The sequence below is a fragment of the Vibrio sp. OY15 genome (assembly GCF_000742455.1).
Classification (GTDB): domain Bacteria; phylum Pseudomonadota; class Gammaproteobacteria; order Enterobacterales; family Vibrionaceae; genus Vibrio; species Vibrio alginolyticus.
Genome location: NZ_JPIL01000012.1, coordinates 103,478 through 128,491 on the forward strand (window position 1 = coordinate 103,478; position 25,014 = coordinate 128,491).

At 44.9% G+C, this 25,014-nt stretch carries 15 protein-coding genes; 12 read left to right on the forward strand and 3 right to left on the reverse strand.

Annotated features, from left to right (window positions below):
* Window positions 1–44: 44 nt before the first annotated feature.
* On the reverse strand, window positions 45–1,340 hold the full coding sequence (locus IJ23_RS14580; protein ID WP_033906648.1) for an MFS transporter: 1,296 nt from the start codon (window positions 1,338–1,340) through the stop codon (window positions 45–47).
* A gap of 339 nt (window positions 1,341–1,679) precedes the next feature.
* Between IJ23_RS14580 and IJ23_RS14585 the strand changes: the two genes are divergently transcribed.
* Window positions 1,680–3,221 carry a sodium:solute symporter gene (locus tag IJ23_RS14585; RefSeq protein WP_033906649.1) on the forward strand — a complete coding sequence of 514 codons (1,542 nt, stop codon included), beginning with the start codon at window positions 1,680–1,682 and terminating at the stop codon, window positions 3,219–3,221.
* Between the two features lie 11 nt (window positions 3,222–3,232).
* Window positions 3,233–4,603: an L-serine ammonia-lyase gene (locus IJ23_RS14590; RefSeq protein ID WP_033906650.1), complete on the forward strand. Its 1,371-nt coding sequence runs from the start codon at window positions 3,233–3,235 to the stop codon at window positions 4,601–4,603.
* 78 nt (window positions 4,604–4,681) lie between these two features.
* Here IJ23_RS14590 and glgX read toward each other — a convergent pair whose 3' ends face one another.
* Window positions 4,682–6,673 (reverse strand): glycogen debranching protein GlgX, encoded by a 1,992-nt coding sequence (glgX, locus tag IJ23_RS14595; RefSeq protein WP_033906651.1) that lies wholly within the window; start codon window positions 6,671–6,673, stop codon window positions 4,682–4,684.
* Between the two features lie 446 nt (window positions 6,674–7,119).
* On the opposite strand from glgX, the gene IJ23_RS14600 reads away from it, so the two are divergent.
* The 5 genes from IJ23_RS14600 to IJ23_RS14620 all read left to right on the forward strand — a co-directional run bounded on the left by IJ23_RS14600 (window position 7,120) and on the right by IJ23_RS14620 (window position 13,808).
* Window positions 7,120–8,391, forward strand: a complete 1,272-nt coding sequence (locus tag IJ23_RS14600) for a maltoporin (protein WP_005374784.1) — start codon at window positions 7,120–7,122, stop codon at window positions 8,389–8,391.
* A gap of 101 nt (window positions 8,392–8,492) precedes the next feature.
* The gene (locus tag IJ23_RS14605) at window positions 8,493–9,302 is read left to right on the forward strand and encodes a MalM family protein (RefSeq protein WP_005374786.1); all 810 of its coding nucleotides are present in this window, start codon (window positions 8,493–8,495) and stop codon (window positions 9,300–9,302) included.
* 317 nt (window positions 9,303–9,619) lie between these two features.
* Window positions 9,620–10,126, forward strand: a complete 507-nt coding sequence (locus IJ23_RS14610) for a hypothetical protein (protein ID WP_033906652.1) — start codon at window positions 9,620–9,622, stop codon at window positions 10,124–10,126.
* Window positions 10,127–10,246: 120 nt separating this feature from the next.
* Window positions 10,247–11,860: an alpha-amylase family glycosyl hydrolase gene (locus IJ23_RS14615; RefSeq protein ID WP_033906653.1), complete on the forward strand. Its 1,614-nt coding sequence runs from the start codon at window positions 10,247–10,249 to the stop codon at window positions 11,858–11,860.
* Window positions 11,861–12,191: 331 nt separating this feature from the next.
* On the forward strand, window positions 12,192–13,808 hold the full coding sequence (locus tag IJ23_RS14620) for an endonuclease (protein ID WP_033906654.1): 1,617 nt from the start codon (window positions 12,192–12,194) through the stop codon (window positions 13,806–13,808).
* 99 nt (window positions 13,809–13,907) lie between these two features.
* On the opposite strand, the gene pulA is transcribed toward IJ23_RS14620, so the two are convergent.
* The gene (gene pulA, locus IJ23_RS14625) at window positions 13,908–17,897 is read right to left on the reverse strand and encodes a pullulanase-type alpha-1,6-glucosidase (RefSeq protein WP_033906655.1); all 3,990 of its coding nucleotides are present in this window, start codon (window positions 17,895–17,897) and stop codon (window positions 13,908–13,910) included.
* A 546-nt stretch (window positions 17,898–18,443) separates the two neighbouring features.
* Between pulA and IJ23_RS14630 the strand changes: the two genes are divergently transcribed.
* From IJ23_RS14630 to IJ23_RS14650, 5 genes are all read left to right on the forward strand, one after another.
* Complete coding sequence (locus tag IJ23_RS14630) at window positions 18,444–19,640, forward strand: tetratricopeptide repeat protein (protein WP_033906656.1); 1,197 nt, start codon at window positions 18,444–18,446, stop codon at window positions 19,638–19,640.
* A gap of 537 nt (window positions 19,641–20,177) precedes the next feature.
* Entirely contained in the window at window positions 20,178–20,624 is a 447-nt protein-coding gene (locus IJ23_RS14635; RefSeq protein WP_025768646.1) for a helix-turn-helix transcriptional regulator, read from the forward strand.
* Between the two features lie 410 nt (window positions 20,625–21,034).
* Complete coding sequence (gene speF / locus IJ23_RS14640) at window positions 21,035–23,215, forward strand: ornithine decarboxylase SpeF (RefSeq protein WP_033906657.1); 2,181 nt, start codon at window positions 21,035–21,037, stop codon at window positions 23,213–23,215.
* Between the two features lie 61 nt (window positions 23,216–23,276).
* Complete coding sequence (gene potE / locus IJ23_RS14645; RefSeq protein ID WP_033906658.1) at window positions 23,277–24,587, forward strand: putrescine-ornithine antiporter; 1,311 nt, start codon at window positions 23,277–23,279, stop codon at window positions 24,585–24,587.
* A gap of 147 nt (window positions 24,588–24,734) precedes the next feature.
* Window positions 24,735–24,923: an AbrB/MazE/SpoVT family DNA-binding domain-containing protein gene (locus IJ23_RS14650; RefSeq protein WP_017634469.1), complete on the forward strand. Its 189-nt coding sequence runs from the start codon at window positions 24,735–24,737 to the stop codon at window positions 24,921–24,923.
* Window positions 24,924–25,014: the final 91 nt, after the last annotated feature.

The window sequence follows — 25,014 nt, forward strand, 5'->3', positions numbered from 1 at the left end:
TTTTTCATCCGGCCGGGGAGCCAGCCGGAGTTTTTGAAATTCAGTTACGCTTTTGCTGCTTCGGCTTTTTTGCTCTTATTGAACACGCCGCCTTTTAGTGTCTCTGGCAGTGATAGCCATAGAAGACCAGCAAGGATCCATACGATTGGTGAACCCCACATTGCGGTTTGTAGGTCGGTACGCTCTTGGATGAAGATAAGTACCATTGGTGCCCACATACCGAGGATACGACCGCCGTGGAATAGCGCTGCGCCGTAGCTACGTAGGTGTGCTGGGAACAGTTCTGAGAAGTAACCACCCCATACCGCTGAAGAAGACAGACCGAAGTTGTAAATCAGACCAAGTAGAGCCAGCATGTTTAGGCCGCCAATCACCATGTCGCCAGGTGCAACAAAGAAGATTGAAACCATGATGCCCGCTAGGATGAAGCCAAATGCGTTCACCTTACGACCGAATTTGTCAGCTACCCAACCCCAGAACCACGCACCAAACAGTGAACCAAATGCTGAGATAGAGAAGATGAGACCGATGGTTGCACCGTCGAACATACGTACATCACGTAGGTATGTGGTTACGAAGCCACCAAAGAATTGGAAACCGTAGAAGTTAAGGCCAGCCAGTAATAGACACGTTAATGTGATCTTACGGTAAGGCTTGCTTAGCATTTCGCCCCAAGAGCCTTTTTTCGCTGGTGCATCTGATTCTTCTGCTTTTGCTTGCTCTTCTTCACCGTAAGCGATCACTTTGCTGTCGCTAGGTAGTACAAAGATCATGACCACAGCGGCTGCCAATGGTGGGATACCACCAACAAGCATTAGGCTTTCCCATGGTGCATCGATGCTTGCAATAAATGCTGCATACGCACCCATTACCATCAGTGCTACAGAGAACATAGAAGACGCGAATGCCGTCAACTTACCACGTACCGTTGGCGTAAATAGGCCGATCATCAAGCTTACTGCCACGGTGAAGTAACCACCCAGTGACAAACCAATGATGAAACGCATTGCTGCCCATGTTGTGTAGTCGGTGAACATCATATTGATGATCGTTGCGCCACCGTTTAGGGCTGTGATGGTAATAAGAGTGGATTTCTTACCAAATTTTGTTGCGAACCAAGCACAGCTCAATGCACCGATAAGTGCACCAACCGACTGCCATGTATAGAACTGGGCAGTGTCTGACAGGCTAATACCATCATACGCTTCAACGATGTATGGGCGTACGTAGTCAATAATTACAAAGTTATAACAATAGAAAAAGTAACCAACCAGTATCGCTAGATAGGCAGCTACCCTTTGAATCATAGGAACTTCGCTCATGTGTCTTTTGGCATTCATGACCGATAAACCTCTATTTCACTTAGGATTTGTTGCTATTCAAACTTAAAGAATACGATCTTATTGGGATCATCTTCGATTTCGTGTCGTGGTGAATCATAGTTTTTTTAAGGTCATTAGATCCGTGATCAATATCAATTTTAAAATGAATGCGTACCCAATTAGTGGTTTTTAGTGATGGGAGTCTCATTAAATCGGTCTTTTTGGCATTTTTGAATATATAACCGTCTATATTGGTGATTATAGTCACAGTTATGGCGGGGTTATCGTTTAGATATGCTTTTTTAAAGTAATATCCAAGCACAAATAATTAGCACCCAGAATTATGGAAACCCTGAAATGGTTACGTACTCAAGTTTTGTGGTGATTGCGTTATACGTGTTAATCACCATATTAATCAGCTATTTAGTGAACAAGCGCTACAGCAATGGTGGCGACTTTTCTACGGGTGGAAAGCAATTTGGCTGGTTTACGGCGGGTGTTTCGATACTTGCGACTTACATTAGTGCGATGACGTTTGTAGGGATGCCTGGTTGGGTTTATAGCTCTGGCATGGAAGCGATGAGTCTTCACCTTAACTATCCCATCGTTATCTTTTTCACCGTCATTTTCTTTGTGCCTGTCTTCTATAAGCTGGGCTTGACTTCGATTTATGAATACCTTGAGCACCGCTTTGGGGTGTATGCAAGAACCATCAACTCGATTGTGTTCATTGTGGTTCAATGTATCTCTGCGGGTGTGATTTTGTATGCCGTGGCGCTGATCTTAGTGCAAGTTCTGCCTATCAGTATTTCTGAAGCCATTATCTACATTAGTATTTTCACCGCTTGCTATACCTATGCGGGCGGAATTTCCACGGTTATCTGGACCGATATGTTGCAATCTGCAGTATTGGTAGCAGGCAGCATCGCTATCTTTGCCATTCTAATGACAGAGATTAATGCGGCAGATTACCTTTCTCGTAATCACCTGAATATCATCAACTTAGACTTTGATTTAGGCGTAGATACCACACTCTGGGCTGGCGTGGTTGCCGTGAGCTTTTTGCATTTGAGTGTGTACGGCACCAACCAATTGATCATCCAACGCACGTTAGCGACGAGATGTGAAAAGACGGCGCAGAAGTCGATGCTGTTGTGTGGTTACGGTGCATTTTTTGTGTACTTATTCTTCGCGGTACTCGGTGTTCTTTTGAGTGTTTTCTATCAAGATCAATCGTTTGAAAACAGCAACGAAGTGATTTTGGATTTCGTCTTCAACCACACTAACCCAATCGTCGTTGGTTTGATCATTTCCGCATTGGCGGCGGCCGCAATGTCGACCTTGGATTCTACCTACAACTCAATGGCGACCGTCGCAACGTTCGATATCTACAAGCGTTTCGTTCGCAAGAGTGCCGATGATGAGCACTACGAAAAAGTCGCAAGAAAGATGAGTTTGCTCGCTGCGGCTATGGTGGTAGTGCCAGCTCTTCTGGCGGTATCGAATGAATCGGTACTCAAAACCATCGCTAGCCTGACTTCCATCTTTGTTGGTATCCGTCTTGGGTCATTCGTGCTTGGTTTATTCTGGGCGAAAGCCAATGAGAAAGGCGTGATCGTTGGCAGTATCATGAGTGTGATTGCGGTGTTTACTGCGATGTATCTCGACGTGGCTTGGCCGTGGTTCGCGCCAATTGGTACATTCGTCTTCCTTTTGTTTGGTGTGTTAGTGAGCCGTCGTTGGGGCGCTGTGACTGCCGAGCAACAAATCTTTATCAATAATCAAAAACATCTTTTTGCAAAGCCAACCGCAAGCCATTACGGGCTGTTGGTGTTCGCTGTGGCGACCATCGCTGCTTGTATGGTTCTCCCTGATTGGCTTTATGCTGCATTGTCGTAATAGGTAAGTTTATGCTGTCCATCTTTGATATTTACAAGATTGGTGTGGGCCCTTCTAGCTCTCACACCAATGGTCCAATGATCGCGGGTTACCACTTCACTCGTTTGATTGAATCTAACTTGGCAAAAGTGGTTCGTATTCAAGTTGATTTATACGGTTCACTTTCGTTAACGGGGATTGGTCACCATACAGACCGTGCGACCATTTTGGGTCTGTTGGGTAACAAACCAGATACCATCAAAATCGCTTCTGCGAACAAAGCGATGCGCAAGGCAATTGAAGAGGGCATGATGTCTGTCGATGGCCGTCATGAAATCGAATTCAACTACAAAACGGACATGTTGTTCCATGAAGAGAACCTTCCTCTGCATGAGAATGGCATGACGATTACTGCGTTAGATGCGCATGGCAATCAGGTTGGGTTTGAAACTTACTACTCTATCGGTGGTGGGTTCATCGCAACGGCGGATGAACTGCAAAATGGCAGTGCGACTGCTCCCGTAGAAGTTGAGTTTCCATTCTCCAGTGCAGACGAAATGTTGGCACAGGCAGAGAAGAATGGCATGAGCCTTGGCGGCATGATTCTGAAAAACGAACAAGCGTTTCAGGATATGGAAGCCATCAATCAACGTGCAGAACAGATCTGGCGTGTGATGACGCGTTGCATGGAGCGTGGTTTCGAAACAGAAGGCATCTTGGATGGCGGCTTGAATGTGACCCGCCGTGCGCCTAACTTGCTGAAGAAGCTTGAAGCAAATGAAGCAATCGAAAACGATCCGATGGAAATCATGGATTGGATTAACCTGTTTGCTTTTGCTGTGAGTGAAGAAAACGCGGCTGGTGGACAAGTCGTAACGTCGCCAACTAATGGTGCGGCGGGTGTGATTCCGGCGGTATTGATGTACTACCATCGCTTCATCAAAGAGCTTGATACTAAACAGCTTAAAGACTTCCTTGCTGTGTCCGGTGCGATTGGCATTTTGTACAAAACCAATGCGTCTATTTCGGGTGCCGAAGTAGGTTGTCAGGGTGAAGTCGGTGTTTCTTCTTCTATGGCGGCAGCTGGCTTGACCGCGCTACGTGGTGGCAGCAATGAGCAAATTTGTATTGCGGCTGAGATTGCCATGGAGCACTCACTAGGCATGACTTGTGACCCAATCGGTGGCTTAGTGCAAGTACCGTGTATTGAGCGTAATGCAATGGGCGCAATGAAAGCGATCAATGTATCTCGCATGGCATTAAAGCGTAATAGTAAATGTCTGATCTCGTTGGATAAGGTAATTGAAACCATGTACCAAACGGGCAAAGACATGAACAAGAAATACCGTGAGACGTCACTGGGTGGGTTAGCTTTGATTCACCTAGCGCCGCCTTGCGAATAATGAGTTAGGCACATCTAACCAACAAAAAAGCCGAAGCACTGAGATGCATCGGCTTTCCTTTTTTGGAGCGTTTATAACTTAGCTATGCGTTTGCTCACCTTTTGGTGTGCTTTGGTTTGGTTGATAGTGCAAAATCACCATCGAGGTGGGTGACAGCAAGACTTCGCCTTCAGCATGTCCTGGGTTGAGGTTACGTACGTTTGTATCACAGATCGTCACCCATTCTTGCTTTCGCTCATTGGGGAGCTTAAAGCGCGCTGTGGCGTTAGTTTGGTTGATGAGGTAAACCAGCTCTTGTCCTTCTTTACCGATACCAAGGTGAAGTGCGACAGAGCTTAAACGGTTCCAATCATCGTGCTCCATTAAGCGACCGTCTGTACGGCGCCAGAAAATACGGTTGTTATTGCGATTCTCGCCACTGAAAGCTCGGATAAATGGCACCATGTATTGATTTCGGTTGGCGACCATTTGTGACATCCATGCTTTGAAATGTTGCTTACGTTCTGTCTCTTCCCAGTTCAGCCAACTGGTTTCGTTATCTTGGCAATAGGCATTATTGTTACCGCCTTGGGTGTGAGACAGAACATCAGCAGTGAGAATGTGTGGGATACCGAAGGCAAACAGCAAGCTAGCAATAAGGTTGCGTTTTTGCTTCTCACGCGTGGCGATGATCATCAGATTTTCGGTCTCGCCTTCAACACCGTAGTTTTCTGAACGATTGTCACCGTGACCGTCGCGATTTTCTTCGCCATTGGCTTCGTTATGTTTGTGCTTGTAAGACACTAAATCTTGCAGTGTGAAGCCATCGTGATACGTGATGTAATTTACGGTGAGTTTGTATGGCCAGTTCGCTGCACTGTAAATGTCACGAGAGCCCATTAATCGAGTGGCAAACTCTTTTAAATAGCCTTGATCACCGCGCCAAAAACTGCGGGAAATATCACGCAGTTTGTCATTACATTCGTTCCAACCAAATGGAAAGTTACCCACTTGGTAGCCATTTGGACCAATATCCCAAGGTTCGGCAATCAATTTGGTTTCACGCAAAATTGGGTCTTGCGCAACGGCTTTAAAGAAAGCTGCTTCTGGGTTGTAATCATCGCCCTGTCGACCTAACGTTGCAGCCAAGTCAAAACGGAAGCCATCGACTTTAAATTCGCTAACCCAGTAGCGCAATGTATCCATCACAAGGTTTAAGGCTGGTTGGTAGGTGAGATCCACTGTATTTCCGCAGCCAGTGTAATTGGCGAAGTGGTTGCCATGTTTGATGTAAAAACAGGAGTCGAGGGCTTTCAGGTTGAAAATTGTAGGCCCTTCACCACCTTCAGCAGTGTGGTTGTAAACCACGTCGAGAATCACTTCGATGCCGTTTTTATGCAATTCGCGAATTGTTGTTTTTAATTCCGTAACGGCGTCTTGTTCTGCGTAGCGCGGATCGGGCACCATAAAGAGATAAGGGTTGTATCCCCAATAATTGACCTTTTCCATCTCTAGTAGGTGAGGCTCATGCATGCATGCTGCGACAGGTAGCAATTGCAGCGTGTTGATGTTTTGCTGTTTGTAAAAGGCCAGCATTTCAGGTGATGCAAGACCTAAATAGCGCCCCTTCAGCTTGTCCTCAACCTCAGGGTGGCGTTGGGTAAGCCCTTTGACGTGCGTCTCAAACAACACCATCTCTTCTCTGGGTATACGCGGGTGATCCGTGTTTTGCCAGTCAAAATCATCTTCGATAACGACGCACTTCGGCATATCGAAACTTTTGGCTGGAGAGTAGGGAGGATGATAGTGGAGGGCTTTATCTATTGATTTTGCGTACGGATCAGAAATTAACAGTGGCTCGTCCTTGTGGGAGACAAGATAACCGTATTTTTGCCCTGGCTTAATATCTGGAATAAAAGTATGACGTATGCCAGCGTATTCATTCGGTAAACCGTGAAGCTCGTAGCTGCCATCGTCTGCAAACAATGCCAGTTGAATGTCTTTTACGCCCGGAGCATGAATAGAGAAGTTACAGCCTTCTTTATTCAATGTTGCGCCCAGGGGGTAGGGGCGAGAGAGAAGTCGTGTCATCGGAGATACTTTATTTAATATTTATTGCTACCTTTAGGAAACTATAAGTTAAAAACTTTGTCTTACTAAGGTCAACCACCCTAAATATAAAAATATTCGTGTAATTTAATTACTTTATGTGACGGCTTAGAGTCAAAAATATGAAATGGCTATCACTTTGTAGCGGCTCAAAACCGAACAAACTTACTAATTCCTCCCTAGATTGGTGATCTGACTCGAAAAAACACCATTCGGTAAATTTTCTACTCCCTTCTCATCCCCCTTAAATTAGTTTAGGGCGGAGGAAGTCATCCTTGTACGCCTCGGGTAATCTCACAACTGTTGAAACAAACGGGGATTCGTTCCCATCTTACCTCTCTTTCTTTAGGTGTGTTTTTACTGCCTATATTCACCTAAAAGAGTGAGCAGGGAAGACAGAATTATAAATACCCTTAATGGAGTTAAGAATGAAAAAAGTAAGTGCAATTGCTGCTGCTGTAGCTGCAACTTTAGCTGCTGGTTCTGCATTCGCAGTGGATTTCCACGGTTACATGCGTGCTGGCGTTGGCGTGAACGCTGACGGTGGTCAACAATTAACATTCGAAAAGAACAAGATCGGTCGTCTAGGTAATGAAAGCGATATCTACGGCGAGATTCAACTAGGTAAAGAAGTTTACAACAACAACGGCAAAACGTTCTACGTAGACTCTATGGTTGCAATGACTTCTAACGGTTCAAACGACTGGGAAAGCACTTCTGCTAACTGTGGTTTGGATAACGGCGAAGTGAAATGTGTAGACGATGCACAATTCGCACTACGTCAGTTCAACGTTCAAGCTAAAGGCCTACTAAACTTTGCTCCTGAAGCAACGCTTTGGGCAGGTAAACGCTACTACCAACGTCACGACATTCATATCTCTGACTTCTACTACTGGAACATCTCTGGCGCGGGCGCTGGTGTTGAAGGTATCGAAGCTGGTCCTGGTAAAGTTTCTTTCGCTTGGGTTCGTAACGACCGCGGCGATATCGCAGACCCAGGCAACGATGGCGGCGCAACAAACGTAAACACTCTAGACGTACGTTACGCAGGTCTTCCTCTATGGGACAACGGCTCTCTAGAAATGGGCTTGAACTACGCAATTCTTAACGAAACTGACGCTGCGCCAAACGGCACTAAAGATGCGAAAAACGGCGTAATGTTCACAGCAGAATTGACTCAAGGTCTAGACGCTGGTTTCAACAAAACAGTGCTTCAGTACGGTACTGAAGGTTACTCAAAAACAATGGCATTCTACGGCGACGGTAGCTGGTACGGCGCAGAAGCTGACAACGGTGCATCTGGTTACCGCCTAATCAACTGGGGTGTAATCGGCATGGGCGACAGCTGGGAAATGGGCCACCAGCTAGTGTACGGTGTTGGTGAAGACATGTGGGCTGGCCAAGACAAGTGGGAAACAATGTCTGTTGTTGTTCGTCCAATGTACAAATGGGATGACAACCACAAAACTATTTTCGAAGCTGGTTACGCTATCGACGATAACGACGGCGAAGAAAACAAATACGGTAAGCTAACTGTTGCTCAAGCATGGTCTGCTGGCTCTAGCTTCTGGGCTCGTCCTGAAATCCGTGTTTACGCTTCTTACCTAACGGCTGACAAAGAAGACAACTCAAACACATTTGACAACGGTCGTTCAGACGATACGTTCCAGTTCGGTGTACAAGCTGAAGCTTGGTGGTAATCATCTAACCACTAAGTCCTAAATTGTCCTAGAATGATACAGCCAGAACTTATCTGGCTGTATTTATTTAAAAAAACAATAAAGAGTCGAGGTAGACAGTAATGAAAAAATGGCTTGCTCCCGTACTGCTGGGCATGTTGGCTACTGGTTGTGCGTCTGTAGAACAAGTAGAGATGAGTCCAAAAGGTCAGCAACAAGTGATCACGCAATCGGGTGATATTCAATGGGTACCGCTTAACGTGCCTGTGGTTACTGAATTCGCTTTGACTGATAAAAGCCAAATGTTGTTGGATGGTAACAGTGCTGGCGCTATTGCAGCGTTTGCTCTTCCAGGTAACCGTGGCAGTCTCGATATCAAATTAGAGACATTCGTAAGTAAAGAACTTCAATTTTATGCTCCTAATGTCGCAGTGATGAACTCGGCAGGAGAAACCATTTACCAAGCAGATTTTTCAAAGTTTAAGTATGAACCAGCAAAACTGTTGGACAACGATAAATTCGTACTTGATCTCAATGTGATTCCAGACATGACAGGTAACGATCTGCATGTGTTGGTTTACACGACTTCCGCCGATCTAAAAGGAAGTACACAAGTTTTACACCCTGCAAAAGCCTTCGCCATGGCGCGTCACACTCAGCCGCCAGATATTGCAGACCCTCTAGCGAAACATAGCCCACTCGGTCAGTTCCGCTTTTCGGTATCCGCGAATGATATTGTGAATACTAAGATTGTTGCGAAAAACGATAACATTCCCCAAGGTACGGACCTTACTAGCTACTACTACAGCTCAATTGAAGCGGCAGTCGCAGCGAATGATATTCCGAAAGCGCTCACTTTGCTTGATGAAGCAAAAGAACTGGGTATCGAAGGTGCGCAACAAGTGTTTGTGAAAGCCGTAAATAGAAAATAATCAGATAAAAAAAGGTCAGCGAAATGCTGACCTTTTTCATAGAAAATAAACTAATAAAAATACCCCTACATAGAGTTACCTTATTCACATAATTATTTTTATTACTTTGTTTTTTATATAGGTTGGATCAATAATTAATGGCAGTTCCTAATTTATTTTTTGTACTTAGGAAATAAACAAACTTCTCGAAGTGATTTAAATTCGAAATCTGACGATATTTATTTGGCGTTTGATATTTCCATTTTAATAACGATTAATATTTCTTTTAACCGTTGAGTTTATTTTGCTTTGGATATACTAAAAAGGAATTACGTGAAATGAACATGATGAAGACCTCTCTTGCTGCTGCCCTACTTGTTGCCTTAGTAGGTTGTCAATCGACGGCAGAACCAGAAGCGGCCGCAGAGCCTGTTGTTAATATGTCTCAAGACGAAGTGGTTGCTTTCATGAAAGCGTGTGACAACCCAGATAGCACAGCGAAAGGACCTATTTCTAAACCACTATTTGTGGTGGGTACTTTTGCGGATTCCGATTGGAAACACGTGCCTCAGCGTCAATACACCTACAAAGGGAATAATTTCTACCAAGCCGTGGTTCAAGAAAAAGTAGGCTCCTACAAAATGCAGTATGCGACCGAGTTGTGGTTCCCACAATTTACCGCAAAAGGTAATAGAATGAACGTTGGTGAATTAACACCATTAACATTTGGTGGTTACGGTACGGATACTTCGGTTGATATTAAAGACGATGGTAAATATGTATGGAGTCTTCAGTTTGAAGGAAAAGGCAAACCTGTTCATGTCATGGTAAATAAGTGCCAATAATATTCAATTCAATTATTTAAAATCTATTTTTATTTATTAACCCCTGCATGAAACACATGTCGGGGTTAATTTTATTACTCAAATTTCCGTAGTTTATTTGAGTAAGTTAGGGAGAATAAAATGCGTAATATCCTACGTAACCATCGCCTGTCTCGATCGTTGCTTGCGTTAAGTGTGATTGGTGCTTTATCTGCGTGTAATTCTTCTGGTGGTGGCGACACTAATAGCAGCACTCCGCTACCGGATACCAGTTATGCTTGCCAAGCCAATGTCATGGCGCAAAGTAACCAACTTCGTACTTATCAAATCATGGTAGAGAGTTTTGTGGATGGTGATGCGAGCATTGGTCACGGTACAGGTTATGGCACCAGCCATCATAACGGCGATTTGCAAGGAGTGATTGATTCACTCGATTACATCCAAGATTTAGGGATGAACGCGATTTGGTTGACGCCAGTTTTTGAATCGGAAGCGATAGCGGGCCAAGAACACTGGGCCGATCGTCTGGATGCCACGGGCTACTTTGCAACGGATTACTTCACCATTGATCCACGTTTTGGTGATTTAGAAACGGCGAGAACCTTGGTCGAGGAAGCACACAAACGCGGCTTATACGTGTTTTTTGATGGTGTATTTGGTCATCACAAAGATGGTTTGATCAAACCATCTCCCTCGGGTTTGTTGCCATCGGGATCGAGCAATCCCGTTGATTACCCGGCCAGTCTCGATTTCTACAAAGAAGTGGCAACGTATTGGATCAAAGAACTGAAGATTGACGGCTGGCGTTTAGATCAAGCCTATCAAGTTCCGACAGACGCTTGGACACAACTTCGTAAAGCCGTCGATGAAGCCTCACAAAGTGTGACGTACACCAATAGCAAAGGCGAACAAGTGAATCCGTTGGGTTACATGGTAGCAGAGATTTGGAAAGGGGAGTCTGAAATCGCGAATGAGGCGTATGGATCGAACAGCGATCCAGCATTGTGCTCTGCATTTGATTTTCCTATGCGATATCGCATCGTTGAAACTTTGGCCGTGAATGAGAGTGGCGTGGGTGGTCGCGGTGCGGATTGGTTAGACAACGGCTACAGCACACACAACCAATATCCAACACATGCGCAGCCGAATTTGATGATCGGCAACCATGATTTAGTGCGCTTTGGTGACTTGTTACAGCGCGGAAATTTAGCGGATGTGAATGATGTGGAATATTGGTTACGCCATAAAGCCGCATTTGCTTTCCAAGCGGCGTACACCGGGCCAATCACGTTGTACTACGGTGATGAAATCGGGGATCAAGTGGATGGTTTTGCCGCAAAAGAAGACAACAGCACCTGTGCCATTCAAGGTTTGTGCGATGATCACGTTGCGCGCAGCAGTGCGAAAATTGAAGGCGTGACGGCGACGCTTGATGCAAACCAAGCCGATCTCAAATCTTATGTGACATCGCTGATGACAATGCGCGATGCGCATCCTGCACTTTATCAAGGGTCACGCACGAATTTAGTTGCGAGTAACGGCAGTTATGTGGACTTGAAACAATCTGGTTCGGACAAAGTCTTGTTTGCGCTAAATACCTTAGAGAGCGCTAGAAGCGTCACTCTTACTCAGGAGAGTGTTGGTACTGGTGAGTTGGTGGATTTGCTCACGAATGAAAAAATTACTCCGAGTAATGGTCAATATCAGATTCTGATGTCGCCACTACAAGGACGATTCTTTGCGGTAAAACCTTAAGGAATTATCCAGAATTGATGCTCACCAGTTGAGCTGACCACAAGCTTTCTTATAAACAAGCCAAGTGTTGTTGCTGACCCCCATAGGCGCACACTTGGCTTTTTTCTGTCTGTTTTACTTTTCCCTTAATGGTTTTACGACGATGTAGCCAACAAGTTGCTTCGCTTTTTGTATTGGCGTTTGTTTTCAGCAGATGGATATTTGTGAGATAAGCTGCACATTAAAAAGTAAATTAACACTTGTGCAACGTAAAAATGTGACTGAAGGATTATTTATGCCCCACTAATATGTTTATCGTGTCTGGGATTTATATAACTAATGGAAAAGTATAATGAAATCCATAACGAACTCCCTCTGTCTCCTTGCTGCTGTTAGCTCTCCGTTTGCATATAGCCAAATTATCAACGGTGACTTTGAACAGTGGAATGGCAATGTACCTACGCAGTGGTCAGAGATTGACGCGGGCATTACAGTGTCGCCAAGCAGCGAGCAAATCAAATCGGGTGGTCTGGCTGCCCAGGTCGTCGTGAATACAGGTACCCAAAGCAACACCGACTTTTTGCAAACCATTAATGTGGAGCAAGGGAAAACCTATCCGTTTTCTGTCTCGGTTTATCATACCGAAGGAAATGTAAAAGCACGTCTGGTGGTTGATGGTTATCACAATTACTCGAACCCACAACAGATAAACCAGTGGCAAGAGCTCGCGCACAACTACACAGCGAGCTCGAACAAGACCATCAACGTCGGTTTGCGTTTTTACGATGAAGCCAGTTTTGATGGCTCAGAAGTTGTCTACGTCGATAATTTTCAACCGACTGAGACGAGTACACAACCTCCTGTAGAAAGTTGTAGTGATCACCAAGTGGTCTTGACTCTCACAACAGATAATTATGGTTCAGAAACTAGCTGGACGTTAAAAAACAACCAAGCCGAAGTACTGTTTTCTGGTCAGGGATATGAGTCAGCAACCACCATTGAAAAGAGCATGTGCTTAGCTGACGGTAACTACCAATTCACGATTCAAGACGAGTATGGTGACGGCATTTGTTGTGGCAGTGGCGCGGGGTCGTACACGCTGACTGAGGGAGATAAGACTCTTGCTTCTGGCGCTGAATTCTCGAAAAGTGAAACCACCGATTTTAACTTAGGTGACACAACGACGACCCCACCAGAGGTGGATGGTTACTATCAAGTGGCATCTGGTAAGACGGGATACGCTCTAAAAACAGCGTTGTTTAACATTATCAATAATCACTCCAGCCGAGGCTATTCTGCGGTCTGGACCTTGGTAAAAGATGCCGATATTGATCGTTATTACGAAAATGATGGCTCTATTCTCGATATGTATTCTGAAAAGCCATCTGGTAGCGATACAGTAAGCTTTACCAAAGTCACAGACCAATGTGGCCAATACAAAACGGAAGGGGATTGCTACAACCGTGAGCACTCTTTTCCGAAAAGCTGGTTTGGCGGTAAGGTTGAGCCGATGAACTCAGACGGTCATCACTTGTTTGCAACCGATGGTTATGTAAACGCGAAGCGCAGTAATTGGCCATTTGGTGAAGTGGGCACCGCGACCTACGTGTCTAGTAATGGCTCTAAACTTGGCCAAGCAAGCACTAATCTGGGCTACTCCGGTACGGTGTTTGAGCCGATTGATGAGTTTAAGGGCGACTTCGCCCGTGCTTATTTCTACATGGCAACCCGCTATGAAAATGTTGTAGGTAACTGGGAAGGCAATTCAAGCAATGCGGATGCTGTCCTTGATGGTTCAAGTTCAACGGTTTTTGAACCTTGGATGTTAAACATGCTGAAACGTTGGCACAAAAATGATCCCGTTAGTGAAAAAGAACGAAATCGGAATCAACAAGTGTTTGATTTTCAGGGCAATCGTAATCCATTCATTGATCATCCTGAGTTTGTTGAACAGATTTGGGGAAACTAACGCCTTTTTGATTTTGGTATCCACCATTTAGTGACGCCAACAAAACAAAGGGGAAGCGTGATGCTTCCCCTTTTTCATTACGGATGTTTTTAAATGAAACTAGTTTTTCGTTACCGTCACGATTGGCGCCGACTTGTCAGCCGCGTTGAAGTGGAAGTTGTAATTTCCTGCTTCTGCAATCGCAATTTTCAGGTTTGCACTACCGCCACCGACTTCCATCGTTAGCGCTTTACCAAGCTCAACACTGCCTTCGCCACCGAAGTTGGTGTCTGCTGCCCAGTCTGCGCTCGCAACTTTCATCTCGTAGTTGCCCGCCGCTAGGGTAATGTCTAGCGAATAAACGTCATTTGCAACATAGCTGAACTTCGCTGTTGAGTCTTGTGCTGGAGCATCCCATGTAGTGATAGTGCCACGTAAGTAAAGTGCTGTTTCACCGAATGTTGGTGCATCTGCTGACTTGGTCACTGACACGACCGGTTTTTCTACGCTTTCATCTTGAACATGCAGCGCGTTCAGAGTGAAGTTGTACTTACCTGTTTCAGCAACAGACAGCTTACAGTTACCTTCTGAACCTAATTCTAGTGAACCAGAAGCTATATTCGCAGCATCACAACCGATGTTTGGATTTGCCCAACCAGAGTCCGCGAATTTGAACTCGTGTTCACCAGCTTCAAGAACGCCAGTTACAGAGTACATACCGTTGCCAATAAAGGTCATCGCCCAATCACTGCTATCAGACCACTCGTTCATCGTGCCTTTCACGTAAACAACGGTTTCGCCGTAAGGAGGAATACTCGATACGTCTTTGTTATCCGTGTTTACTGGTAGGCCAGCACCTTGCGCGCCGTTTTGTGGCTGCACGAATACCGCTGTTGTCAGTGCTGGTACTGTGAACGTTTCATTGGTGAAGCTTGCACCTTTGACGATGTCATCCGCAGAGTTTTGTTGAACTTCATGCAGTTCGAAACCAGTTGCGCCAGCAACTTTGAAAGATTTCTCAGTTGATGTTGAGTTCACAACGGCCACGACAGCATCGTAGTTCGAATCTAAATCGGCACCCGCTGATGTACCATCGTCGATAGACATCACAATCAAGCCTTCCACTTGGTCTTTCCCTACGTTGCGGAAGTCAACACGGTTCATCACTTCTTGCGCGGTATCTAGGCGGAACAGTTCGCTTGTGCTACGGATTTTTAGTAGCTCTAGGAATTGTTGCTTAGTCAGCTCGATGTCGGTTGAATCTGGTTTCGCCGTGCTGTCACCAACGATGGTTTTGATCAGCTCCCAGTTTGCACCGTCTTTGTCTTCACGTGGTAGACCAACGTTCCAGTTATTGTCGCTTCCGTCGAAGAATACACGGTTGAACCAGTCACCAGAATCGTACGAGTCGCGCTGCATAGATTTAGAGCGCAATAGCTCAGAACCCATGTGGATGAATGGAATGCCTTGACCAAGCATCACCGTTGATAGGGACACAGACTGCATACGTGCACGCTCGGCAGATGAAGTGCCTGTCGCAATCTTGTAGGCGTTGTTATCCCACAATGTTTGGTTGTCGTGCTTAGACACGTAAGAGATGTTCTCTGATGGCACTTTTGTGTAGCCTGCAGGCGCACCATTGTAATCAACGTTTTTACCCAGTTTGGTTTCGCCTTTGTAATCAAGAAGGATGTAGTCAGCCAAGTTACCAGCCATACCTAGACGAACCAGGTCTTGGTTGTGTAAACGACCATTCACCGACTCTGCATCAGTTTTGGTTTCTTCGTTAGGATAAGCGGCGTTACCAAAGCCTTGGTTGAAGCGAAGTGGGTGCTTACCTTCAGAATCTACACCGCCATCAAACGGGCTTCCGCCACGAACTGCGTCACGCAGACGATCAGAGAAAGTACCGATTTCTGTCCCCGCCATGTTGACTTGTGTCGCCTGATCGAAGCGAGCGTTTTGCGCGACTTCACCGAAGTCCCAACCTTCGCCGTAGAACAGAGTATTCGGATCAATTTCACGGACTTTTTCAAGTGCGTAAACCATCACATCTTTCGGCTGGTGGCCCATAAGGTCAAAACGGAAACCATCGACTTTATAGTCATCCGCCCATACCATCAATGAGTCAACCATTAGTTTACCCATCATCAAGTTCTCGGTTGCGGTGTTATCACAACAGGTTGAGTTTTCGACGCCGCCAGTGTTGACGTTTAGGCGGTGGTAGTACCCAGGGACAATCTTATCCAGTACTGATTTTTCGTTCACACCAGATGCATTTGTGTGGTTGTACACGACGTCCATGACCAGTTTCAGATCCATTTTATGCGTCGCTTGAACCATTTCGCGGAACTCAAGAATACGCTTAGACCCGTTAGGATCGGTCGCATAACTGCCTTCTGGCACGGTGTAGTGGTAAGGGTCGTAACCCCAGTTGAAGCTGTCTAGCATGCGAAGATCGTTCATCAACGCTTGTGCTTTGCCCGTTGTTGGGTCGTAGCTATTTAATACCTCTTCAATCACTTTGCCGTCATCTTCGGTCTCACAAATGGAGGCTTCTGGCTTGATGCCACAAAGTTTACCCACGGTGTCGGTGATATCGACTCGCTGGTCAGCGTCTTCATCCACGGTTGCAATATCAAACGCAGGCAGGATATGTAGCGTTGTTAGGCCAGCATCTTTCAGGGCTTGTAAGTGAGATACAGACTCACGCTCAGGTTCTGTAAGCGCCAGATATTTGCCATCAAGACTTGGTGTGCCTTTGCTGTCGTTAAAGCTGAAATCACGAATGTGTGACTCGTAAAGGACGTGGTCTTCGTCTTTTTTAACCGTTGGGCGTGCGTAGTTTTTCCAATCTTGAGGCATTAAGCTTGGATCATCTAAATCAACCACTTGCGAGTATCGTGAGTTCTTAGACAAGCTCATTGAATATGGGTCTGTTACTAAACGCGTTTCAACGACGCCAGTTGTTGGGTGGTATACCTTAACTTGGTAGCGATAGTATTTGTTGACAACGTTGCTTTGTGCCTCAGAAACCCAGATACCTGTTGCTGGGTCTTCCGTCATGGCAACGGTCGCTTCTTCTGCTAAGTTTTCATCGTAGATTATCAGATCAACATCTTGAGCAGTTGGCGCCCATAGCTTGAAGGTTGCGGCACCGCCTTCCACAATCGCACCGAGTTCTTGACCAATCGCGTTACCTGTCTTGGAATCGGCAAACACCGCATCCAAAACGCCCGGCTTTTGCACTTCAGTTGCAGAAATGACGTCACCATTTGCGTTGTAAGCCACCATAACGATTTGTGACTTCAGGATCGTACGCAAGGTCGCGTCATCGACATCGATACCCGCAGCTTGAAGGCTAGCAAGGTGACGGAAGCGTGATTTCAGACCATCAGACAACTCACCAGCTTTTGTCAGCTCAACTGCTGTACCGCCAGAGATTTGCTTATCTTCATCCATTTTGATGTCATTGCTAAGGCTGTAGAACAGCTTCATGGAATCCGCACTGGTCGCCGCTTCCCATGCAATGGTGTTGGCGTCTAACCAATGGGCTTTTTGACCATCAATATCAACAGGGCGCTCTTCTATTGGCTCGTAGTAAAGTTCACTGCTGCCGTGGAAGCCAAACAAACCTTTCGATTCGCCGATTTTCGTCAACTCTACTTTTGAGTTTGCGCTGCCGAACGCTTTCTCATCACCTTTGTGCAGAATGAAGTTCATGCATTCGTGTGGGTCAGAGGCATCTGGGTTCACTTTCAGTACGTAATAAGCACCGTAGGTGTCGTTGATGCCATCGAATGGGTGTGGTGCCGACCAATCCGTTCCTGTGCCCGGAATGCCCATTGCGTCTAAATCTGTGCTGGTACAGCCTTCACCGTTCCACAGGTGCAAGCCCCAACCTTCGTAGTCGCTTGCTGTTGAAGCTGATGCTACATCACGTTTGTAATAAATGACGACCTCGTTCTCTCCCGCAGGGTACAAGCCTGAGCCTGGGTTCGTCGTATCTTCGTTCGTGCTATCACTACCACAACCGCTGATGACTGCGACGGAAATCAAAGGCAGTACGGTTTTGGCAATTGTTGATAATTTAAATGTCTTATTGTCCACGTTTACAAATCCATTGTTATTGAATTGATATTGAGCTGCGCGCTGCCTTCGCTGACTCAATCATCAAGAAGGTTTTGCACACGTTAGAAAGGCAGATGCCAAAAAAGGAAATGTTCAATTAGATGCTAATACACTGAATCATCAGCAAAATGTGAGAGCAGGCTGTTAAGTTTTTTACAGGTGCAAATTTTCTGTCACAGTCGATTTTGTTCACAAATCAAATAATAAAACAGGCGCATAGTGAGAGATTCTGCACATCATTAAAATGTAAATTTTTATGGGATGAGTAAGGGGGGATGATAGGGGATGAGAATGTCTCAGCCCCAAAACCGTGATTAAGTTCTATAAAAATGAGGGCTATATTTTTCTTTTAAAAATAAGTTGCAGTGATGTTGAATAAAATACCGCCATTAAGTCTTCGCAAGCTTCAGATTTTCGCTAAGTGGTCGTTATATAATGAAGGTAGTCGGCGTTACGTCGGCGCGTAATCATAAGATTTCCCTGAAAGGGAGTTGAATTGGGCCCTGAAACCAAAAGAGGCTATTTATGAGTAGTATGGGCATTGCCATTGCGGCAACTGGCCTTTCACTCGTCCTGATATTTGTGTGGATGATCTCGTTGTCGATGCGGAAACAGAGACTCGAGGCAGAGAGGAAAGCTCGCGAAGCCGCTTATCGAAAGGCGATGCATAAAGCGCGAGAGCAAGAGCGTAAAGAGCGAGAGTTCAAAGCAGAAACCGGGCATATTCCCACCATTTTATTTCTAGCGAAAGAAGCCGAAAAGGACAACATTCGTCAAGCGCTGTATTGGTATGATAAAGCAGCTAAATTGGACAATGTGACGGGGATGTACGGCATTGTTCGCTTAAGTGAACGCATGCGCGAAGATGTGATTTTAAAAGAGCAGGCAAACTTCTGGCGTACCGCAATTGCGGGAATGGAAGGGGATACCGAAGCGAAATTTTCGACGGGCAAGGCCTTGGTCTTTGGTCGAGGAACTGAAAAAAATATCCCAAAAGGTAACCAACTGATTGAAACTGCCGCCGAAGAAGGCTGCATTGATGCCATGATTTATATGGGGGAATGGCAGCTTTCACCAGACAATAGTGCAGGACGCAGTGCAGATGCGCTTTACTGGTTTATGAAAGCGGCGGAAAAAGACAGTGCGGATGGCAAGATCCAAGTCGGCTTATGTTACCTAAATGGCATTGGTACAGAAAAAAGCATGGTTAAAGGTTGCTACTGGCTAGAACGGGCCGCGGAAGGTGGCAGTGCTAAAGCGATGTATCATGCTGGCGAAGCGTGGAAGGATAAAGGTAAAACGGGTAATGCAATTGCTTACGTTTGGCTGTTTCTTGCTGCCAATATGGGCTACCAACCTGCGCGTACGTTACGTGATGAAGTGGCAACCAATATTGGTGTTGATGTTGTCGTTGGATTGCAGTCCATAGCGAAGCCGTTGCAAAGAAAACTGGCCTCAGGAATGGTGAGAAAGCACTCTATTATTCGAGCCCTTAACAAAGTGTACAAACGCGAAGCGTATTTTCCTGCGGAAGAGGAGCTCAATGCGGTGTTGAATGATGAGAATAAAGACGCCTCCGAAGCTTGGGAGGAGACATCAACACTAGATTTTCAGCCTAAGATGACAACGGTAACAGCAGAAGACCAGGCAAGCACATCGCCCAACGAAAAAAAACTCTCTAAAGATGCGCTCGATTTCACTCAAAACTTCCTTCAGCCATAACCTATCTTATCCAGAAGCCTCAAGATTGAGGCTTTTCTTTTGCTCTTTTGCCAGTATCTCTATCAGTCATGACAACAGAATGTAAGCTTACTTAAGCAGTCATTTTACTGATGTGCATACTATTTATGCGATTTTTCAACATATTTTTAGTACTTAACTAAGATGGGATCTGTTTACCTTAAAAAAGAGGTTTTTCCCTCTTTATTTACTTCCGCTATTGGGCTTAGATCAAGCCTTTTCAATTGATAGTAATAATGATTGAAGAGCAATACTTGATGCCCCGATTTATAGGTGAATAGTATTCATTACTTTATCTAATAATGTAAATTAAAAAATTTATTATAAATCTTAAATTGTTCTTTTATATTTAGGTGTCGATTATTGATTTTATGATTAATTAGGCGCAAGATAACGTAAAAATAAAATAGCATAGTTAATATGCAGAATTACACTAGGAAGTAACTTTTTCATTACATGTTTCATAATAAATAGAGATAATTTTTTATCTCTGTTTTTATTTATATTAGAGATTTGTGTATGTTGAGAATCATTAGTGCAGATAAATTTATCTCTTCAAGGTTTATCTTAGAGTACAGTAAGGCTGAGTTCGCTTCTTTATTAGGTGTTTCCGTCGCTAAAATAAGTAATATTGAAAGTGGAAAATCTTCAATCCCCCCGGTGTATGATTACGCCATTAATTACTTGTTGAGTGAACATCCATTTAAAGATAGTGCTGTTGAGGCTTTATGTTCTCATGAAACGTTAAACTTTGCTCGTCGTATTGACGTCAATACCAAAGTAAAACGCTTGTCCTGTAAGCGTTGCGATAGCCGTAGACTGCACGTTATGGCTGGCATGAGTGGCTTGTATTTTGTCGAGTGCATGGATTGTAAACACACTATGTACTCGTCAGGCATGTCTGTAAAACGTTATCAGCAATGGTCGAATGATGGAGTCAAACTAGATAGTCATTTATTTAATTGAATTGTGTTTCCTTTGCACCTAAAGTAAAAAGCCATCAATACATGTGTTGATGGCTTTTTTATTATGTGTTTAAATTTAGTTAAAATTAAAATATTTATCATTCCTAATAATATAGTCCTAATAATTATATAGTGATGGAAATCTCAAAAAATTATTTTCTTGATATTTTATTTCTAACAACAATGGCTGTGGTCACACAATTTTTAATTACTTTTCCTTTTAAGCCTGGTTTCAATATCATTGGGCTATCAATTGGAAAGTGATAAAGATCGCGAAATTTTAATTCGAGAAAATAAGACTTTTAAATATGAAAATTTAATCACGAAATTTGTTTTTTGAATTTTAAATATCGTTTTCGTTTGTAATATCTGTACCTGTCAATTTTAAAGAACAAAAAAGAGATATTCCAAATGAAACGTTTAATTATAGGTGTTAGTAATTACATGCCAGAAGACTTCAGTTTATTAGCTGAATCTTTAGATGAACAATTTAATCGTCATTTACAACCTTTAGAGCAAGTTGAATTAACCGACGTTGGTGCGGCTATTATTACTTCAGCAGACATTAAAGCAGGTCTGCATAAAATGATTTCCGAAACGGGTTACGGTATTCCAGTTTTCTTAGTAACGGATGAAAACCCAGTTTCGGCAGAAGATTACGTTTGGCTAACTGGCGTTATCGATTTGGAAAGACAGTCAATTGAGTACTACTGTCGTCAAATCAACGAAGCAGTAACCAAGTACGAATGTCGTCTGCTTCCTCCTTTCTTCAAGCAATTAACGCACTATGTTGAGATGGGTAACTCAGCGTTTGACTGTCCGGGACACCAAGGTGGTCAGTTCTTCAAAAAACACCCAGCTGGTAAACAGTTCTACGATTTCTTCGGTGAAAACCTGTTCCGTAGTGACTTGTGTAATGCGGACGTGGATTTAGGTGACTTGCTGATCCACGAAGGTTCTGCACACCAAGCGCAAGCGCACGCTGCAAAAGTATTTAACGCGGACAAAACTTACTTCGTACTCAACGGTACTTCTGCTTCAAACAAAGTGGTGTGTAACGCGCTGGTAACTGAAGGTGATTTGGTACTGTTCGACCGTAACAACCACAAATCGAACCACCACGGTGCGTTAATCCAAGCGGGTGGTATGCCAGTTTACCTAGAAACGGCGCGTAACCCTTGGGGCTTCATCGGTGGTATGGATGAGCACTGTTTCGATGAAGAGTACATTCGTGCTCAAATCGCGAAAGTGGATCCAGAACGTGCACGCGATGAACGTCCTTTCCGTCTTGCTATTATCCAACTTGGTACTTATGACGGTACTATCTACAACGCTCGCTACGTAATGGATAAGATAGGTCACCTTTGTGACTACATCCTGTTTGACTCTGCATGGGTTGGTTACGAGCAGTTCATCCCGATGATGAAAGACTGTTCACCACTGCTGCTGGATTTGAAACCAGAAGACGCAGGTGTGATCGTGACTCAGTCTGTTCACAAACAACAAGCTGGCTTCTCTCAAACATCGCAAATCCACAAAAAAGACCGCCATATCAAAGGTCAAGCTCGTTACTGTAACCACAAACGCTTTAACAACGCGTTTATGATGCACGCATCGACTTCACCATTCTACGCACTGTTCTCTGCGCTTGATGTGAACGCGAAGATCCACGACGGCGAAGCAGGTCTGCGTTTATGGCGCGATGCGGTTAAGACAGGTATCGAAGCGCGTAAAGAAATCCTTAAGAGTTGTGAATTGATTCGTCCGTTCATTCCAGATGAAGTCGAAGGCCAACCTTGGGGCAGCTACGACACTGACGTGATCGCAACGAACAAGAAATTCTTCATGTTTGAGCCAAACGCAAGCTGGCACAAATTCGAGGGGTACGGTGAAGGTCAATACTTCGTTGACCCATGTAAATTGCTACTAACCACAGCAGGTATTGCTGAAGATGGCAGCTACGCAGACTTTGGTATTCCTGCAACGCTTTTAGCGAACTTCCTTCGTGAAAATGGCATCATCCCTGAAAAGTGCGACTTGAACTCTATCTTGTTCCTACTCACTCCTGCGGAAGATATGGGTAAGATCCGTCACCTTGTGGCTCAAATTAACCGATTCGAAAAATTCATCCGTGATGATGCCCCTTTAAGTATCGTACTTCCAAGCGTCTACGAAGCGAATAAAGAACGCTACCGTGGCTACACCATCCGTCAGCTATGTCAGGAAATGCATGACATGTACAAAGAGCTGAACGTGAAACAGTTACAAAAAGCGATGTTCCGCAGCGAGTACTTCCCACAAATGGTTCACAAACCTGACGTAGCAACACGCAAATACTTCCGTGGTGAATGCAATTACCTACCACTTAAAGAGGCCGTGGGCCGCGTAGCCGCTGAAGGTGCACTTCCTTACCCTCCAGGCATTATCTGTGTGATCACTGGTGAAGTCTGGACTCAACAGGTGGTGGATTACTTCCTATCTCTAGAAGAAGGCATTAACCGCTTCCCAGGCTTCGCGCCAGAAATTCAAGGTGTGTACCTTGAAGATGTTAACGGTCGCACTACCGCACATTGTTATGTCCTAAAAGATTAATCTACCCGTTCGCACCACGCTCCGGCCTCGGTGCGAACCGCTTATTCGTGGAGAATAATTTATGAGTACTGAAACTAAAAAAATGTCGGTGGTGCAGTTAACCATTCTGACGTTCATCAATATGGCTGGCTCCGGTATTATCATGCTGCCAAGTAAACTGGCGCAAGTGGGTACCATTTCAGTGTTGTCTTGGCTGATCACGGCTGCGGGCTCTTTGGCGTTGGCTTATGTGTTTGCAAAATGTGGTCGCTTTAGTAAACGAGACGGCGGTATGAACGGTTACGCGTCTTACGCATTCGGTAAATCGGGTGCGTTTATGGCGGGCTGGACTTACGGTTTGTCGCTCCTTATTGCGAATATTGCGATCGCGATTACCTGTGTGGGTTACGGCTCCGCATTCTTTGAAGTGACCCTATCTCCGGTCGAAACCTGTTTGTACACCATCGCCATTCTTTGGATTTGTACTTTCGCTAACTTCGGTGGTGCGAAAATCACAGGTCAAATTGGTACATTCACCGTGTGGGGCGTAATCCTACCAGTGTGTTCATTGGGTATTGTTGGTTGGTTCTGGTTTAACCCAACCATGTACATTGAAGCTTGGAACCCACACAGCTTGCCATTTGGTGAAGCGGTGAGTGCTTCTATTGCGATGACTCTATGGGCATTCCTTGGTCTTGAATCAGCTTGTGCGAACTCTGAAGCGGTAGAAAACCCAGAGAAGAACGTACCAATCGCAGTGCTAGGCGGTACGCTAATCGCGGCTGTGGTTTACATTGTATCGACAAACATCTGTTCTGGTATCGTTGCAAACTCTGAGCTTGCCGCTTCTACAGCGCCATTCTCAACCGTATGGACAGTGATGCTAGGTTCTGCTGCTGGTAAAGTGGTTGCGGGTATGGCGGTATTGGCTTGTGCGGGCTCTCTATTGGGTTGGCAATTCACTATCGCGTCAGTGTTCAAATCGTCTTCTGACGCGGGCTTCTTCCCTAAATTGTTCTCTCAAGTGGACAAACGCGGCACACCGATCAAAGGTATGATCGCGATTACTATCATCCAATCAGTATTGTCTCTAATGACGATTTCTCCAACGCTGAACGAGCAGTTCGAAGCACTGGTTAACCTAGCGGTAGTAACAAACGTTATTCCTTACATCTTATGTATGGGCGCAATCTTTATTATGCAGCAAGTGGCGCACGTGCCAGAGCGCGAGATGAAAACCACCAACGTTATCGCTCTGATTGGCTCTCTGTACAGCTTCTATGCGCTTTACGGCTCCGGCTACGAAGCGATGATGTGGGGCTCTATCGTAACCTTCCTAGGCTGGAGTGCTTACGGTCTGATTGCTGCGAAGCATGAGCCTTTAGAAAATTAAAAAATAATACAGAAAGAGCCTTCCCAAACGCGGTGTGGAAGGCTCTTTGCTTTTAGGCATTTACGCCAAATCCAAGTCAGCTTAATGTATTTGAGGCTAGACATCCAATGACGTGAAAACTCATTTTCGACATTTGGAGGACGAAAGATGATAAGTCAACCTGTTAAAATCGGTGACGACACCGCCGTAGTCATTCCAAGCGTAATCCTGGCTCAGCTCGGGATAAGGGAAGGAGATACCCTAGAAATCGCACTGAATAAAGACAAAATGGAAATTAAGAAGATGGTGTTGAAAACCAGCGCTCCAACTTACTCTGAAGATATTGAGGAGAATTGAGTTAGAGAATCTTGGTTTGTCGGATACACTACTGGTTTCGCAAAACTGGCGCTTGCCGCTGTCTTTGAACTATCGATAACTACAATAAGAG